This is a genomic window from Streptomyces ferrugineus (assembly GCF_015160855.1).
Taxonomy (GTDB): domain Bacteria; phylum Actinomycetota; class Actinomycetes; order Streptomycetales; family Streptomycetaceae; genus Streptomyces; species Streptomyces ferrugineus.
This window is the reverse complement of sequence record NZ_CP063373.1, coordinates 6,182,935-6,198,000: the sequence shown is the minus strand read 5'-3', so window position 1 is coordinate 6,198,000 and position 15,066 is coordinate 6,182,935. Positions and strand designations below refer to the sequence as shown.

Sequence of the window (15,066 nt, the reverse complement as noted above, 5' to 3'; positions counted from 1 at the left end):
CCATACCGTTCGGGCGCTTCGCACTGTTCAATGGGAGCGAACGCTGCCCGTTTCCCACCGCCGCAGAGGAGTCGCCCCATGTCTCCCGCCGCCGTCCCACCCGTCGGTGAGCGCATCCGGCAGGCACGCCTGCGGCGTGGGACGAGCCTGCGCGGGCTCGCCCGCGAGATCGGCGTGTCGGCGAGCCTCATCTCCCAGATCGAGAACGGCAAGAGCCAGCCCTCGGTCAGCACCCTGTACGCGATCACGACCGCCCTCGGCATCTCCATCGAGGCACTCTTCGACTCGGCCGAGGCCACGGCCGAGGCCACGGCCGAGGCCACGGCCGAGGCCACGGCCGCGTCCCCGGTGGCGGCACCCGGCGCAGTGCCCGGCAGCGCCCCCGGCACCGTCCTGCACGCCCTGGCCGCCTTCGCCGCCGACCCCGGCCGCCGCATCGGCCCGCTGGTCACACCGGACGAGCGCGAGGTGCTGGAGCTGGACTCGGGTGTGGTGTGGGAGCGTCTCGGCCATGTTCCGGGCACCCCCGTCGACTTTCTGCAGGTGACCTACCGGCCCGGCGGCTCCTCCTCCAGCTCCGGCGGCCTCATGCGCCACACCGGCACCGAGTACGGCTGCCTGACCTCGGGCGAGCTGATCCTCACTCTCGGATTCGACGAGTACACGTTGCGCCCGGGCGACGCGGTCTGCTTCGAGTCGACGACCCCGCACCGCTACCGCAACGATGGAGACGTACCGGCCATCGGTACCTGGTTCGTGTTCACCGAGATGTTCAGCGAAGATGTTCAGTGACACTTGACACTCGCCCTGGACAGTCGTTGACTCCGCAGTGGGGGTGGTCGCCATGGCGATCCGCACATTCGGACCCAATGCCGTCGACTGGGAAGAGCGAGTGGACCTGGACCGGCTGCGCAGGCAGCGGCTGGCCCGCCTCCACGAGACGCTGAACCGCTCCGAGCTGGGCGCCGTGCTCAGCTTCGACTTCGCCAACATCCGCTACATGACCGCCACACACATCGGCACCTGGGCGATGGACAAGCTGATCCGCTTCGCCCTGCTGGTGCGCGGCGGCGAACCCATCGTCTGGGACTTCGGCTCCGCCGCCCGTCACCACCAGCTGTACAACCCGTGGCTCGACTACAGCGACGGCAAGGAGGGCCCGCCCACCGGCGCCCGCGCCGGAATCTCCACACTCCGCGGTGCCTTCCACCCGGACGCCGGCATCGCCCAGGACGTCGCCGCGAAGATCGCCACGGAACTGCGCGAGCACGGCCTGGCCGGCGAGCCGCTCGGCATCGACGTCGCCGAGATGCCGATCCTCACCGCCCTGCGCGCCGAGGGCATCGACGTCGTCGACGGCCAGCAGGTCTTCCTGGAGGCGCGCCGCATCAAGACCCCGGACGAGATCTCCCTGCTCACCCAGGCCTGCGCGATGGTGGACGCCGCGTACGAGGAGCTGTACGGCTATCTGCGGCCCGGCGTACGGGAGAACGAGTGCGTCGGAGTCGTCAGCAAGGTCCTGTACGACCTCGGCAGCGAGTACGTCGAGGGCGTCAACGCCATCTCCGGCGAGCGCTGCTCACCCCACCCGCACGTCTACAGCGACCGCCTGATCCGCCCCGGCGACCCGGCCTTCTTCGACATCCTGCACAGCCACCTCGGCTACCGCACCTGCTACTACCGCACCTTCGCCGTCGGCAGCGCCTCCAGCGCCCAGCGCGACGCCTACGTCCGCTGCCGCGAGTACATGGACCGGGCCATCGCCCTCGTCCGTCCGGGCGCCACGACCGCCGACGTCGTCCAAGTGTGGCCGCGCGCCGAGGAGTTCGGCTTCGCCGACGAGACCGCCGCCTTCGCGCTGCAGTACGGCCACGGCGTGGGCCTGTCCATCTGGGAGAAGCCGATCTTCAGCCGGCTGGTCTCCCTCGACCATCCCGAGGTCCTCGAAGAGGGCATGGTGTTCGCCCTGGAGACCTACTGGCCGGCCGCCGACGGCTGGTCCGCCGCCCGCATCGAGGAGGAGGTCGTCGTCACCGCCGACGGCTGCGAGGTCATCACCAAGTTCCCCGCCGAGGAACTGCTGGTCGCCGGCCGCAAGTACTGGACCGTGGGCGGCGAGCTCAACACCCGCCGCGAGGCGCAGTCCCACCTGAACACCGGGACGCGGTAATGGATCCGGCCGCGCTCCTCGCAGCATACGAGCAGATGACCGTCATCCGCCGTACGGAGAAGGCCGCCCACGACCTGTTCCTCCAGGGCCTGGTCAAGGGCACCACCCACCTCGCCGCCGGACACGAGGCCATCGCCGTCGGTGCGAGCGCCGCCCTGCGCCCCGACGACTACGTCTTCGCCACCTACCGCGGCCACCATCACGCGATGGCGCGGGGCGCCACCCCCGAGGAGTGCCTGGCCGAACTCATGAGCCGGGCCACCGGGTTGTGCAAGGCCAAGGGCGGTTCCATGCACCTGACCAAAGCCTCCACCGGCATGCTCGGCTCCTACGCCATCGTCGGCGCCCACCTCCCGATGGCCGCCGGCGCCGCCTGGTCGGCCCGGCTGCGGGGCACCGATCAGATCGCGGTCGCCTTCTTCGGCGACGGCGCCACCAACATCGGCGCCTTCCACGAGGCGCTGAACCTCGCCGCCGTATGGAAGCTGCCGGTGCTGTTCGTCTGCGAGAACAACCTGTACATGGAGTACACGCCGATCGCCGACGTCACCGCCGTGGCCCGGCCCGCCGCCGACCGGGCGCCCGCCTACGGCATCCCCGGCGAGGTGGTGGACGGCAACGACGTCGTCGCCGTCCAGGAGACGGTGGCCCGGCTCGCGGCGCGGGCCCGGGCAGGAGACGGGCCGGCGCTGCTGGAGGCGCAGACCTATCGGCACTTCGGGCACAGCCGCGCCGACCCGGCGACCTACCGACCGGCCGAGGAGGTCGAACGCTGGCTGAAACACGACCCGTTGGACCTGGCGCGGGGGCAACTGGCCGAGATGGGCGTGGCCGAGGCCGTGCTCGGTGAGGCGGACGAGCGTGCGACGGCCGTGGTGCGCAAGGCCGTCGAGGCCGCCAAGGCCGCACCGCCGGCCGATCCGGACGAGGCGCTGACCGACGTGTGGGCCGACGGAGGTGCGGCGTGGCGGACGTGATCAGCTACCGGGAGGCGGTCGCCGAGGGCATCGCCCGCGAGATGCGGCGCGATCCGTCCGTCGTCTGCCTGGGCGAGGACATCGGCGAGGCGGGCGGGGTGTTCAAGACGACCGTCGGGCTGTTCAAGGAGTTCGGGCCGCAGCGGGTCTGGGACACGCCGATCTCCGAGCAGGCCATCGTGGGGGCCGCCATGGGCGCCGCGATGACCGGGATGCGGCCCGTCGCCGAGATCATGTTCTCTGACTTCCTGGCCTGCTGCTGGGACTACCTCGCCAACGAGATCCCCAAGGTGCGGTACATGACGGGCGGTCAGGTCACCGTCCCGCTCGTGGTGCGCACCGCCAACGGCGGCGGGCTCGGCTTCGGCGCCCAGCACTCCCAGGCCACCGAGAACTGGGCGCTGACCGTGCCCGGCCTGAAGATCGCCGCACCCGCGACGCCCGCCGATGTGATCGGCATGATGGCGGCCGCGATCCGCAGCGACGACCCGGTGGTCTTCTTCGAGCACAAGGGGCTCCTCGCCTCCAAAGGCACGCCCCCGCCCCCGGACCACGTCGTCGAACTCGGCCGGGCCGCCGTCGTCCGCGAGGGCGCCGACGTCACCCTCGTCGCCCTCGCCTCGATGGTCCCCGTCGCGCTGAAGGCCGCCGAACTGCTGTCCGGCGAGGGCATCGAGGCCGAGGTCGTCGACCTGCGCTGTCTGGTGCCGCTGGACGTCACCACCGTGCTCACCTCGCTCGGGCGGACCTCACGGCTCGTCACCGTCGAGGAGAACCCGTACCAGGGCGGCTGGGGCGCCACACTCGTCTCGGTCGTCGCCGACGAAGGGTTCGACCTGCTGGACGCGCCGGTCAGACGGGTGGCGGGGGACTGTGTCCCACTGCCGTTCGCCGACGCCCTGGAGGAACGCGTGATCCCCACCGTCGAGAAGGTCGTGGCGACCGTACGCGGACTCGCCGCCTACTGAACACCCCATGGGAGGAAGAGCGATGCCCCATCGGATACTCCTGCGAGGCGGTCACGTACTGTCGATGGATCCCGACATCGGGGACCTGCCCCGGGGAGACGTCCTCATCGAGGACGGGCGGATCGCCGCCGTGCGGCCCGAGATCAGCGCCGACGCGGACGTGCTCGACATGACCGGCCGGATCGTGATCCCCGGCTTCGTCGACACCCACCGGCACACCTGGGAGGCGCCGATCCGCAACGTCGCCCCGGACGCCACGCTGGACGACTACTTCGTCGACATCCTCGACACCTTCGCACCGCTGTACACCCCCGAGGACGTGTACGCGGGCAACCTCGCCGGATCACTGGAGTGCCTGAACGCCGGCATCACGACCCTCGTCGACTGGTCGCACATCAACAACACGCCCGCCCACCCGGACGCCGCGATCCAGGGCCTCAAGGAGAGCGGCATCCGCGCCCAGTACGCCTACGGCAGCGCCAACACCTCGCTCGCCGACTACTGGTTCGAGAGCAAGATCGCGATGCCGGGCGACGACGTACGGCGGATCCGCGGCGGCTACTTCGCCTCCGACGACGGCCTGCTGACCATGGCCCTGGCCACCCGCGGACCCGGATTCTGCGTCAACGACGTCGTCACGGCCGAGTGGGCCCTCGCCCGCGAACTGGACGTCCCGATCACCGTGCATGTGGCGATGGGCCGGCTGGCGGGCCGCTTCGGGATGGTCAAGCAGCTCAACGACCTGGGACTCCTCGGCGCCGACACCACCTACGTCCACTGCTGCTACTTCAGCGAGGAGGAGTGGCGGATGGTCGCCGACAGCGGCGGCACGGTGTCGATCGCGCCGCAGGTCGAGCTGCAGATGGGGCACGGCTGGCCGCCCGTGATGAAGGCCGTCGAGCACGGGCTGCGGCCGTCTTTGAGCATCGACGTCGTCACCACCGTGCCGGGCGACATGTTCACCCAGATCCGCGCGGCCTTCGGCGCCGAACGCGCCCGCGTCAACGCCGACTGCTGGAAGGCCAACATGCCCGTGCCCGACACCATGCTGACGGCCCGTCAGTTGTTGGAGATGGCGACGCTCAACGGCGCACACGTAGCGGGCCTGGAGAACCGCACCGGCTCCCTGACCCCCGGCAAGCGCGCCGACGTCGTCGCCGTCGACGCCACCGCGCTCAACGTCGCCCCGGTGCACGACGCGGCCGCCGCGGTGACCCTCTCGGCCGACGTCTCCAACGTCGAGACGGTCATCGTCGACGGCGTGATCCACAAGCGCGACGGCAGGCTCGTCGCCGACGTCGACCGGGCCCGGCGACTGGTCCAGGAGTCCCGCGACCGGCTGCTGGCCGCGAAGGAGGCGAAGCGCGCGGCATGACCCGACACCTGGTGCGCCTCGCAGCCGACGTCCCGGAGCCGCCGTACGACGAACTCGGTCACCGGCGTCAGGAGTTGGTCGGCGAGGACGACGGCAGTACGCACACCGGCTTCGGGCTGTGCGAGATACGGCCCGACGGCCGGGTCGGCGCGCATGTGCACTCGTACGAGGAGAGCTTCCATGTGCTCGACGGGGCCGTGATCCTCGATGTGCCCGAGGGGTCGTACCGCCTCGAAGAGGGTGACTACGGCCTCCTGCCGACCGGCGTCCCGCACTCCTGGCGGGGCGCCGGCGACACGGGCGGACGCTGGGCCGACATGCTCGCCCCGGTGCCGCGGGCCCGCTACGGGCACGACACCCAGGCGGTGCCCGAACTGCCGTCCGGGGAGCCCGTGCGCATCGACGTCCGCGATCCGCGCACCCGGTCCTTCGGCCACTTCGAGCCCGCGCAGATGGACCCCGGCAAGCAGTCGCAGGACCTGCTCGCGGTGTCGGCGAGCATGCGGACCGCGCTGCTGGTGTACAGCGGGATCACCGTGAAGATGATGGTCGACAGCGACCTCGGCGCGGTCGCCTCGACCATGTTCATGGTGCAGTACGCCCCGGACGGCGTCGCGGGCAGCCACGACCACCCCTTCGAGGAGACGTATCTGATCCTCGAAGGCCTGGTCGACGCCACCTTCGACGGCGAGCGGTACCGGCTCGGGCCCGGCGACGTCGCCTGGGCCGGCGCGGGGTGCGTCCACGGGTTCTCCAACGCGGGGGAGGGGCCCGTGCGCTGGCTGGAGACACAGGCGCCGCAGCCGCCGCCGCGGCACTCGTACCGGTTCACACGGGACTGGGACTATCTGAGGGAGGCCCTGGGCTCATGAGCAGTGTCCTTGTGGTGGGCGGCACGTCCGGGATCGGCCGCGAGTTCGCGCGCTTGCGTGCTCAGCGGGGTGACGAGGTGGTCCTCACCGGCCGGGACGCCCATCGCGCCGACACGGTCGCCAAGGAGATCGGCGCCCGCCAGGGCCTCGCCCTCGACCTCGCCCGGCCGCGCGGGATCGCCGCCGCGCTGGCCGGCGTCGGGCGCGTGGACCATCTGGTGATCGCGGGCGTCTCACGGGACGAGAACCGGGTCGCCGAGTACGACATCGACGCCGCCCTGCGTCTGGTCACGCTCAAGCTCGTCGGCTACACCGAGGTCGTGCACGCGCTTGGCCCACGGCTGCACGAGGACAGCGCGATCGTGCTGTTCGGCGGCCAGGCCAAGGAGCGCCCCTACCCCGGGGCGACGACGGTGGCGACGGTCAACGCGGGGGTGCGGGGTCTGGTGAACACGCTCGCCGTCGAGCTGGCGCCCGTGCGGGTCAACGCCGTGCATCCCGGGGTCGTGGGGGACAGCCCGTACTGGGCGGGCAAGCCCGAGGAGGTGCTGGCCGGGCTGCGCGCCAGGACGCCCAGCGGGCGGCTCGCCACGATGGCCGATGTCGTGGACGCGGTGGACTTCCTGCTGCGCAACCGGTCCGTCAACGCCGTCGAACTCACCGTGGACGGCGGGTGGATGCTGGGCTGAGCGGGGTGCGGATCAGCGCTTGAGGCCGACCGCGCCGTACAGCGACACGAGCCCTTCCCGCTCCCCGTCCGCCGCGGGCCGCCAGTCCGACAGCGAGACCAGGCCGGGTTCCAGCAGGTCGAGTCCCTTGAAGAAACGGCCCATTTCGGTGTGCGAGCGCGCCACGAGCGTCACCCCGCTCGCCGTGTAGGCCGCGATGCCCCGACGGACGTTCTCCGGGTCGAAGTCCGCCGTCATCGCCGACAGCACCAGACAGCTGCCCGGCGCCAGCGCGCCGACCAGCGTGTCCACCAGCTCATGGGCGCCGTCGTCGTCCGCGATGAAGTGCAGGAGCGCGATCAGCGACAGGGCGACGGGCCGGTCGAAGTCGAGGACGGACGCGGCCCGTTCGAGGATCCGTCGCGGCTCACGCGCATCGGCCTGCACATACTCGGTCACCCCCTCCGGGGTTCCGTGGAGCAGGGCCGCCGCGTGAGCGAGCACGATCGGGTCGTTGTCGACGTACACCACCCGCGCGTCCGGTACGGCGGACTGGGCGATCTGGTGCAGGTTCGGCTCGGTCGGGATGCCGGAGCCGACGTCGAGGAACTGGCGGATTCCCGCCTCCCGCACGACCGCCCGCGTGGCCCGCTCCATGAACCGGCGGTTGGCACGCGCGTGCCGTGGCGCGTCGCCCTGCATCGCGGTGATCCGCCGTCCGAGTTCCTCGTCGACGGGGTAGTTGTCCTTGCCGCCCAGGAACCAGTCGTACACCCTGGCCGGATGCGGCCGGCTCGTGTCGATGCGCGGTACGGCCGACTCGGTCCCGGTCACACAGGCCTCCCGTGCTCGACGACGCGCGCTTGCCCGAGCAGTCTGTCACGATCATGAGGCCCGGCGGAGACTGTCTTCGGCCACCTCCTTGTCGAGCGAGGCCCGCACCAACGCGGCGGCGAGCACGGCCGGTTCGGTGTCCCCGGCCAGGTCCGTCAGCCGGTCCGGGTCCTTGGGCAGGCCCAGCCGCTGGGCGCCGGAGAGCGCCTTGTCGTCGAGGCGGGGCGCCACTTCGGGCCAGACCCGCTGGGCCTCGCGCAGGAAGATGTCGGCGCCGGACGGCCCCATGCCGGGGAACTCCTGCAGCAGCCGGCGCAGTTCACCGACGTCGCCGTCCGCCTCCTTGCGCAGCCGGCGCAGGTCGCCGCCCCACCGGTCGTTCAGCAGCTCGGCGGCGTCGCCGAGCTGGGTGGCGGTGCGCTCGTCATAGCGCCGGTAGCCGCCCCGGCCCAGCGCGTCCACCCGCTCCTGCCAGTCGGCGTCGGCCATCCGGCGCGGATCGCGCAGGCCCGCCTCGTACAGGGCGCGGGCGGTGTCGATGGCGACCGAGCCGCGGATCCGGGCGCTGAGCAGATGCGCCAGGACCAGCAGCCGGTACAGCGGCTGCGGGGTGTCCTTCAGCGGGATGTCCGCCTCCTCGGCGAACGTCCGACCGTGCGCCCGCACGAGTTCCCGTACGACGCGCCTGTCGTCGCTCATGGCTTGAGCGGGTCGTGGCCGATCGTCATCAGCTGATGGCGACGGCGGGTCTGCTCGGGCTCGGGCTCGTTCTCGAGGTCCGCCTCGGCGGTGACGGTGTCCACGACGTCGTACATCACCTGGATGTCGTCGTCCGTGAGGTCCGTGCGCCGCTTCTGCAGGATCGCGAGGACGTGCTGCCCGGTCGGCGATCCGGCCTGGTCCGGCAGCGGCTCGGTCTCCTCGTCCGCGTCGCTGACCCGCAGCCAGGTGGCCAGCTCCTGCGAGGTCATGTTCACCACGCGGTGGAAGTCCTCCCACAGCGCGTCGAGTTCGAGGGCGTCGGTCACGGTGTGCCCCTTCTTGGCGGGTGCGGCTGCGCCTTCGGCGTACGGCTCTGCGCATGCGGCCGTGTCCGTATGGCTCTGCGTGTACGGCCGAGTCACTCGCCGCGCGGCCAGTTCTCGGCGTCGAACATCCAGCGCTGCTTCTCCAGCTCGCGCGTGATGCCGATCAGCAGGTCCTGGGTCATCGGGTCCGGCTCGGCGGTGGCGTCGACCCGTTCGCGCAGCCGTCCGATGGCCGTCTCCAGTGTGTCCGCGATGAGCTGGACGACCTCGCCGTCGCGCACCCAGCCCTCCTTGGAGCCGGGCAGGGTGTAGGCCGCGGCGATGGTCTCCGGCCGGCCGTCGGGCGGCACGCCGAGGGCCGCGGAGCGTTCGGCGACCGTGTCGGCGTACGAGCGGGCCACCGAGACGACCTCGTCGAGCTGGAGATGGATCGACCGGAACCGCGGGCCCACGATGTTCCAGTGCGCCTGCTTCCCGATCAGCGAGATGCCGAGAAGATCGACGAGCGTGCTCTGCAGGGCGTCCCCGGCGACCCGGCGAGCCGGTTCCGGGAGCGTGCTCTTGACCACGGTCATGGCGAGCTCCTCCTTCTGCCTTGGTCATGGCCGGTGGGGAGCGGCGCGGCAGGGCAACCGCTCCATGCGGGCGCGGGTGCCCAGGGCGAACCGGTGCAAACGCGGCATGTCTCAGTGAGTGAGCACGTCGTCCAGGAAGTGGATCAGGTCCGCGAAGACGTCCGCCTTGTTCGTCTCGTGGAACACCTCGTGCCGCGCCCCGGGGTAGACGCGCTCGGTCGAGTCGGCTCCGCGCAGCTCCTCGATGCCGACACGGCTGCCGGCGAGCGGGACGAGCCGGTCGTCGTCGCCGTGCAGCCACAGCAGCGGCAGGCGCCCGATGTCACCGCCCTTGGCCACGGTGTCCAGCATCCGGGCAAAGGCCTCCACGGTCGGCCGCTTCATCGGCCCGTGCCAGACCAGCGGGTCCTCGGCGTACGCCGCGCGCACCTCGGGGTCGCGGGAGAGGGCGGCCGGACTGACGGGGGTGTCGGGGATCTCGTCGAGGGCGAGCAGCCGCCGGGGCAGCTCCCAGTCGCCGATCACGGGCCCGGACAGCACCAGGGCGGCGAGTTCGGCGCCGTGCAGCTGTGCGTACCGTGCCGCGACGAGCCCGCCCATCGAGTGCCCGACCAGCGCCATCGGCACGTCCGGATGCGCGGCCCGGGCCAGGCCGGCGACGGCGTGCACATCGGCGACCACGTCCTGGAGGTCCTCGATCAGCACCCGCTCGCCCGCCGACCTCCCATGCCCGAGGTGATCCGGTCCGAACACGGCCGCACCCTGCCCGACCAGCACATCCGCCACCTCGGCGTAGCGGCCGGCGTGCTCGCCGTAGCCGTGCACGACGAGCACGAGGCAGCGGGGCCGCGGATGGGGCCATTCGCGCACGGCGATCGACCCCCGGCTTCCGTCGAGGACGTGCTCACGCGACTCGGTCATGGCTCCTCCGGCTCCGGTCGGCTGCGGTGGGTGAACGTCTCCGGGGATCTTCCCAGGGTGCGGCAGGTCGGTCTATAGTCCAAAACTAGCGGTGCTAATTAAGAGGGTGCCGATTCAAACGGCCCGGTCAGGAGTCCTGTCGTGCGTCCCGTCCACTTCGCGGCCGCCCGCCGCACCCCCCTGGGCAAGCTGCGCGGAGCCCTGTCGTCCGTACGGCCCGACGACCTCGCCGCGACCGTGATCAGAGGGCTCGTCGCCGACGTCCCCGCACTGGATCCGGCGCGCGTCGACGACGTCTACTGGGGCGCCGCCAACCAGGCCGGCGAGGACAACCGCAACGTCGCCCGCATGGCCGCACTGCTCGCCGGCCTCCCGGAGTCGGTGCCCGGCGCCACGGTCAACCGCCTGTGCGCGTCCGGACTGGAGGCGGTGACGACCGCCGCCCGCACCATCGCGGCCGGCGAGGCCGACATCGTGCTGGCCGGCGGCTCCGAGTCCATGAGCCGCGCCCCCTTCGTCCTGCCCCGCCCCGACGAGGCGCTGCCCCACCGCATGGAGACCTTCGACACCCGGCTCGGCTGGCGCCTGGTCAACCCGGCGATGAAGGAACTGCACGGCCTGCTGTCCATGGGCGAGACGGCCGAGGAGGTCGCCGCCCGGTACGGCGTCGCACGCGAGCGGCAGGACGAGTTCGCGCTGCGCAGCCACCAACGGGCCGCCGAGGCCCGCAAGAACGGCCACTTCGACGAGGAACTGCTGTCCGTCGAGCGCCCCGACGGAAGCCTGGTCGACAGCGACGAGTGCATCCGCGAGGACACCTCCTACGACAAGCTCGCCCGGCTCAGGCCGGTCTTCCGCGACGGCGGCACCGTCACCGCGGGCAACGCCTCGCCGATGAACGACGGCGCCGCCGGACTGCTCCTGGTCAGTGAGAAGGCCCTGAACGAACTGGGCCTGGAGTCCCTCGGCCGCTATGTCGCCGGCGCCTCCGCCGGCGTCCACCCCGACGTGATGGGCATCGGCCCGGTGCCCGCCACCCGCAAGGTGCTGGCCCGCGCCGACTGGACGATCGGCGACGTTCAGGAGGCCGAGTTCAACGAGGCGTTCGCCGCCCAGGCGCTCGCGTGCGTGGACGCACTCGGCATCGACCCCGAACTGGTCAACCCGAGTGGCGGCGCGATCGCGCTCGGCCACCCGCTGGGCTGCTCGGGCGCACGGATCCTCACGACGCTGCTGCACCGCATGCGCAGGACGGGGGCCGGGCGAGGGCTGGCGACGATGTGCGTCGGGGTCGGGCAGGGCAGCGCGGTGCTGGTGGAACGGCACTAGCAATCTCCCAACTGGCGAGACGCTCCTTACCAGGACCTGTTGTCTGCACATAGCATCGGTCTCCGCATGGACACGATGACGCTTTGGCACATCACAGGCTGGGAGTTCGCCGCGCTCGCCTTCGCGGCCCTGGTCGTCGGCTTCTCGAAAACGGCCGTGAGTGGGGCCAACACGGTGAGCCTGGCGGTCTTCGCCGCGGTACTGCCCGCCCGCGCCTCGACCGGCGTCCTGCTGCCGGTCCTGATCGCCGGCGATGTACTCGCCGTCCTCACCTACCGGCGGCACGCCCACTGGCCCACCCTGTGGCGGCTGTTCCCCGCGGTCGCGGGCGGTGTCGTCCTCGGCACACTGTTCCTGGTGTGGGCCGACGACGAGATCGTCCGTACCTCGATCGGCGCGATCCTGCTGATGATGTCCGCCGTGACGGTCTGGCGCCGCCGCATGGCCGACAAGGAGGACGAGCCGGACGCGGTCACCACCCGGACCGGCCGCCTCAAGGCCCGCTCCTACGGCGTCCTCGGCGGCTTCACCACGATGGTCGCCAACGCGGGCGGACCGGTGATGTCGATGTACCTGCTGTCGGCCGGCTTCCGAAAGCTCGGTTTCCTTGGCACCTCCGCCTTCTTCTTCCTGATCGTCAACGTCTCCAAGGTGCCCTTCAGCGCCGGGCTCGGCCTGATCGACGGCCGCTCGCTCCTCCTCGACGCGGCACTCGTGATCTTCGTCGCGCCCGGCGCGCTCCTCGGCAAATGGGCCGTGGACCGCATCAACCAGCGGCTGTTCGAGCAACTCGTGATCGCGGCGACGGTCGTGGGCGGCCTGCAGCTACTGCTGCGCTGACTCCCGCAGCTCCGCCAGCAGGGCGGGCAGATCGGCGAAGGAGTCGATCACATGGTCGGGCGTGCCGCTCGCGTCCCGGTGGGTCTGCGGCAGATACTTCCCGGTCCTGACCAGCACGCCCGGGACACCGGCCCGCTGAGCCGCCAGCACATCGGACTCGATGTCGTCCCCGACCATCACCGCGTCCTCCGCCCCGACCCCCACATGCGCCAGCGCCGCCTCGAAGAACGCGGCCGACGGCTTCCCGGTGATCTCCGCCGTGACCCGCGCGGCCTGCTCAACGCCGGCCAGGAAGGCACCGGTGTCGAGCTGCAGCCCGGCGTCCGTACGCCAGTACAGATTCCGGTGCATGGCCACCAGCCGCGCCCCGCGCTGGAGGTGTCCGAAGGCCCGGTTGAGTGCCTCGTAACCGAACTCGGGCCCGGCACCTCCCACGATCACGACATCCGGCGCGAGATCGCCGTCGCCCTCACCGACCAGGGCGATCCCTGCCAGGTCCTGCGCGATGTCCCCGCTGTTCAGCAGCGCACACCGCGCACCCGGGCAGTGCTCGGCGAGATACGCGGCCGTGACGGCGGGCGCGGTCAGGATGTCCTCGGCGGACACGGGGAACCCCGCGTCCGCCAGTGTGCGGGCGATCGACGCCCGGGTCCGGGAGGTGGTGTTGGTGACCAGCGCGACACCGAGCCCGGTCTCGCGGATCTCCCGCAACGCCTCGACCGTGCCGGGCAGCGGCTGCCACGACACGGTGAGGACTCCGTCGATGTCGATGAGGACGGCCCTTACGGATCCCATACCAGGACGATAACCACCGACCCGGCCGTCTTGCCCACGGGAACGGTCCTCCGCCCACGGGAACGAACGGTCCTCAGGGAGCGATCCCGACACCCTCGATCCTGCTCCACTCCCGCTCCTGACCGGCCGTCATGGCCGGCCACCGCAGCCCGCCCGGCCGCGGCTCGACACGGGAGGCGTACGGGTCCGGACGGAACCCGGGGTCGTAGAAGCAGCCCGTGCCGTACGTCTCGTCGAACGCCCCGCACGACGCCGCGACCGACCAGGGCGTCGGCTTCCTGTCCTTGCGCACCCACGTGTCCAGGGCCGCGATGGACGTGGCGTACTCGGCGTCGCTCAGCTCGCTGTGCTCGTGCTCCCGCGTGAACGTCTGCACCAGGTGCCCGTCGCGCCCGGCCCCCTGAAGCGTGGCCCGGTAGGCCGCCTCGTGCTCGACGAACGCCGTCGGGTCGTCGATGGCGTGCAGCGTCAGCACCGGGATCGAGACCTTGCCGGTGAGATCGCTGTCGTAGGACAGATCCCGTACGGCCGTGGGGTCGGGGGCGAACCGCTCGACGCCGGCGTTGAGGGCCTCGTCGTCGTGCGACCCGGAGTAGCGGACGCCCTCGTTGCCGAAGGGGTTCCGGCCCCCGAGGCGCTCGTGCACGATGTCCCGGAACGTGAAGGTCGCGAACCGCAGATGCGACTCCAGGGTGCGCTCCGGGATCCGCGTGACCGCGAGGATGTCGTCGAGATTGCGCTGCTGCGGCGCGGACCGCTCCTGCGGCGGGGAGGCGTAGCCGGTGCACTCCTGGAGACGGGCGCGCAGCCCGGCGGACGTCATGGTCGAGCCGGCGCGCAGGCCCTGCCACAGCGGGTACTGCGGCTCGGTCGGGCGGGGGTGGTTGCCGCAGTAGTACTGGTAGACGACGCGCAGATCGACGCGGTAGTCGTAGCCGCGCGAGCCACCGCCCAGGACGCCGTTGGTGAGCAGCGCCCCGTCGTACGCCCCGCGCTGCTCGCCGTAGGTCTCCACGACCTTCGCGGCGACGTTCCCGCCCCACGACTGGCCGTGCACATACGTCCGCCGCGGCTTGCCGAACTCGTCGACGAACAGCCGGCGCACGCTCTCCGTGTCGGCGGCGGCCATCCGTGTCCCGTAGCCGCCCCGGCGGTAGGACGAACCCGCCCAGGCGTAGCCCTCCTTCACCATCACCGACCAGCGGTCCAGATCGCCGACGCTGCGGTCGGGGTCGGACTCCGCGCCGAGGCCGGGGCCGCCGTGGGCGTGCACGACGAGGGAGCCGTTCCAGTCGTCGGGTACGGCGATGGAGTAGTAGGCGCCGTTGGCGTCACGGCCGGTGTAGCAGTCGGCCTCGCCGACCAGATCGGCGGGACAGTCGCCGAGGACCGGACCTGCCGTCTCCCCGCGGGCGTTGGAGGCGCCGACGAGGATGCCCACGGCGAGGGCACCGGCCAGCAGGGCGGCCAGCGTCGTACGCCGCTGGGCCGGCGACGGCACAGTCCTGCGGATCACCGCGTGGGTTCTCGTCCAGTCCATGACGCTGCTCCTCGTCCTCGTCGGCGCGTCGTCGAGCCGTGCGCGGCGATGCTAGGGAGCGGCGGGGCGAGGGACCACGGTCTGATCGTTGTGTTCATACTGTTCGCCGCGGCAGGGCCGGGACGGGCAGCAGGTGGCGGACTTCGGGCACCGGCGAGCGTGATTCGGGCACCA

General features: G+C 71.5%; 16 protein-coding genes. 9 read left to right on the top strand and 7 right to left on the bottom strand.

All coding sequences use genetic code 11. The features are described 5' to 3' along the window. Positions 1–78: 78 nt before the first annotated feature. Genes IM697_RS27965 through IM697_RS27935 form a run of 7 tightly spaced genes read left to right on the top strand, consistent with a single transcriptional unit; the run spans position 79 to position 7,051 of the window. Positions 79–792: a helix-turn-helix domain-containing protein gene (locus IM697_RS27965; protein ID WP_194038872.1), complete on the top strand. Its 714-nt coding sequence runs from the start codon at positions 79–81 to the stop codon at positions 790–792. Positions 793–844: 52 nt separating this feature from the next. Continuing rightward, the gene (locus tag IM697_RS27960) at positions 845–2,170 is read left to right on the top strand and encodes a M24 family metallopeptidase (RefSeq protein WP_194038871.1); all 1,326 of its coding nucleotides are present in this window, start codon (positions 845–847) and stop codon (positions 2,168–2,170) included. Then, positions 2,170–3,147 (top strand): thiamine pyrophosphate-dependent dehydrogenase E1 component subunit alpha, encoded by a 978-nt coding sequence (locus tag IM697_RS27955; RefSeq protein WP_194038870.1) that lies wholly within the window; start codon positions 2,170–2,172, stop codon positions 3,145–3,147. Before IM697_RS27960 ends, IM697_RS27955 begins: the two co-directional genes overlap by 1 nt. Beyond that, on the top strand, positions 3,135–4,115 hold the full coding sequence (locus tag IM697_RS27950) for an alpha-ketoacid dehydrogenase subunit beta (RefSeq protein ID WP_194038869.1): 981 nt from the start codon (positions 3,135–3,137) through the stop codon (positions 4,113–4,115). The genes IM697_RS27955 and IM697_RS27950 overlap by 13 nt, the downstream gene beginning before the upstream one ends. 22 nt (positions 4,116–4,137) lie before the next feature. Continuing rightward, positions 4,138–5,490, top strand: a complete 1,353-nt coding sequence (locus tag IM697_RS27945; protein WP_194038868.1) for an amidohydrolase family protein — start codon at positions 4,138–4,140, stop codon at positions 5,488–5,490. After that, positions 5,487–6,362 (top strand): cupin domain-containing protein, encoded by an 876-nt coding sequence (locus IM697_RS27940; RefSeq protein ID WP_194038867.1) that lies wholly within the window; start codon positions 5,487–5,489, stop codon positions 6,360–6,362. The genes IM697_RS27945 and IM697_RS27940 overlap by 4 nt, the downstream gene beginning before the upstream one ends. Beyond that, the gene (locus IM697_RS27935) at positions 6,359–7,051 is read left to right on the top strand and encodes an SDR family oxidoreductase (protein WP_194038866.1); all 693 of its coding nucleotides are present in this window, start codon (positions 6,359–6,361) and stop codon (positions 7,049–7,051) included. Before IM697_RS27940 ends, IM697_RS27935 begins: the two co-directional genes overlap by 4 nt. Before the next feature lie 12 nt (positions 7,052–7,063). Here IM697_RS27935 and IM697_RS27930 read toward each other — a convergent pair whose 3' ends face one another. The 5 genes from IM697_RS27930 to IM697_RS27910 form a co-directional block, all read right to left on the bottom strand. Then, a complete protein-coding gene (locus tag IM697_RS27930; protein WP_194038865.1) occupies positions 7,064–7,864 on the bottom strand; it encodes an SAM-dependent methyltransferase in 801 nt (266 codons plus the stop codon). A 51-nt stretch (positions 7,865–7,915) separates the two neighbouring features. Then, positions 7,916–8,563 (bottom strand): HhH-GDP family DNA glycosylase, encoded by a 648-nt coding sequence (locus tag IM697_RS27925; RefSeq protein ID WP_194038864.1) that lies wholly within the window; start codon positions 8,561–8,563, stop codon positions 7,916–7,918. Continuing rightward, positions 8,560–8,892 (bottom strand): DUF3140 domain-containing protein, encoded by a 333-nt coding sequence (locus IM697_RS27920; RefSeq protein WP_194038863.1) that lies wholly within the window; start codon positions 8,890–8,892, stop codon positions 8,560–8,562. Before IM697_RS27920 ends, IM697_RS27925 begins: the two co-directional genes overlap by 4 nt. 92 nt (positions 8,893–8,984) lie before the next feature. Further along, on the bottom strand, positions 8,985–9,467 hold the full coding sequence (locus IM697_RS27915; RefSeq protein WP_194038862.1) for a Dps family protein: 483 nt from the start codon (positions 9,465–9,467) through the stop codon (positions 8,985–8,987). 111 nt (positions 9,468–9,578) lie between these two features. Beyond that, positions 9,579–10,388 carry an alpha/beta hydrolase gene (locus IM697_RS27910; protein ID WP_194038861.1) on the bottom strand — a complete coding sequence of 270 codons (810 nt, stop codon included), beginning with the start codon at positions 10,386–10,388 and terminating at the stop codon, positions 9,579–9,581. Positions 10,389–10,529: 141 nt separating this feature from the next. Here IM697_RS27910 and IM697_RS27905 point away from each other — a divergent pair, with 141 nt between their 5' ends. Further along, complete coding sequence (locus tag IM697_RS27905) at positions 10,530–11,717, top strand: thiolase family protein (protein WP_194038860.1); 1,188 nt, start codon at positions 10,530–10,532, stop codon at positions 11,715–11,717. A 66-nt stretch (positions 11,718–11,783) separates the two neighbouring features. Then, complete coding sequence (locus IM697_RS27900) at positions 11,784–12,557, top strand: sulfite exporter TauE/SafE family protein (RefSeq protein ID WP_194038859.1); 774 nt, start codon at positions 11,784–11,786, stop codon at positions 12,555–12,557. Here the strand turns inward: IM697_RS27900 and IM697_RS27895 are convergent. After that, positions 12,543–13,352 carry an HAD-IIA family hydrolase gene (locus tag IM697_RS27895; RefSeq protein ID WP_194038858.1) on the bottom strand — a complete coding sequence of 270 codons (810 nt, stop codon included), beginning with the start codon at positions 13,350–13,352 and terminating at the stop codon, positions 12,543–12,545. The two genes, IM697_RS27900 and IM697_RS27895, sit on opposite strands and share 15 nt — an antisense overlap. A 73-nt stretch (positions 13,353–13,425) precedes the next feature. Beyond that, positions 13,426–14,892, bottom strand: a complete 1,467-nt coding sequence (locus IM697_RS27890) for an alpha/beta hydrolase (protein WP_194038857.1) — start codon at positions 14,890–14,892, stop codon at positions 13,426–13,428. Positions 14,893–15,066: the final 174 nt, after the last annotated feature.

Excerpts from the sequence above, each read along its gene's own strand:
- IM697_RS27965 (WP_194038872.1), top strand. The coding sequence starts at position 79 with ATGTCTCCCGCCGCCGTCCCACCCGTCGGTGAGCGCATCCGGCAGGCA.
- IM697_RS27960 (WP_194038871.1), top strand. The coding sequence starts at position 845 with ATGGCGATCCGCACATTCGGACCCAATGCCGTCGACTGGGAAGAGCGA.
- IM697_RS27955 (WP_194038870.1), top strand. The coding sequence starts at position 2,170 with ATGGATCCGGCCGCGCTCCTCGCAGCATACGAGCAGATGACCGTCATC.
- IM697_RS27945 (WP_194038868.1), top strand. The coding sequence starts at position 4,138 with ATGCCCCATCGGATACTCCTGCGAGGCGGTCACGTACTGTCGATGGAT.
- IM697_RS27940 (WP_194038867.1), top strand. The coding sequence starts at position 5,487 with ATGACCCGACACCTGGTGCGCCTCGCAGCCGACGTCCCGGAGCCGCCG.
- IM697_RS27935 (WP_194038866.1), top strand. The coding sequence starts at position 6,359 with ATGAGCAGTGTCCTTGTGGTGGGCGGCACGTCCGGGATCGGCCGCGAG.
- IM697_RS27925 (WP_194038864.1), bottom strand. The coding sequence starts at position 8,563 with ATGAGCGACGACAGGCGCGTCGTACGGGAACTCGTGCGGGCGCACGGT.
- IM697_RS27915 (WP_194038862.1), bottom strand. The coding sequence starts at position 9,467 with ATGACCGTGGTCAAGAGCACGCTCCCGGAACCGGCTCGCCGGGTCGCC.
- IM697_RS27910 (WP_194038861.1), bottom strand. The coding sequence starts at position 10,388 with ATGACCGAGTCGCGTGAGCACGTCCTCGACGGAAGCCGGGGGTCGATC.
- IM697_RS27900 (WP_194038859.1), top strand. The coding sequence starts at position 11,784 with ATGGACACGATGACGCTTTGGCACATCACAGGCTGGGAGTTCGCCGCG.
- IM697_RS27895 (WP_194038858.1), bottom strand. The coding sequence starts at position 13,352 with ATGGGATCCGTAAGGGCCGTCCTCATCGACATCGACGGAGTCCTCACC.
- IM697_RS27890 (WP_194038857.1), bottom strand. The coding sequence starts at position 14,892 with ATGGACTGGACGAGAACCCACGCGGTGATCCGCAGGACTGTGCCGTCG.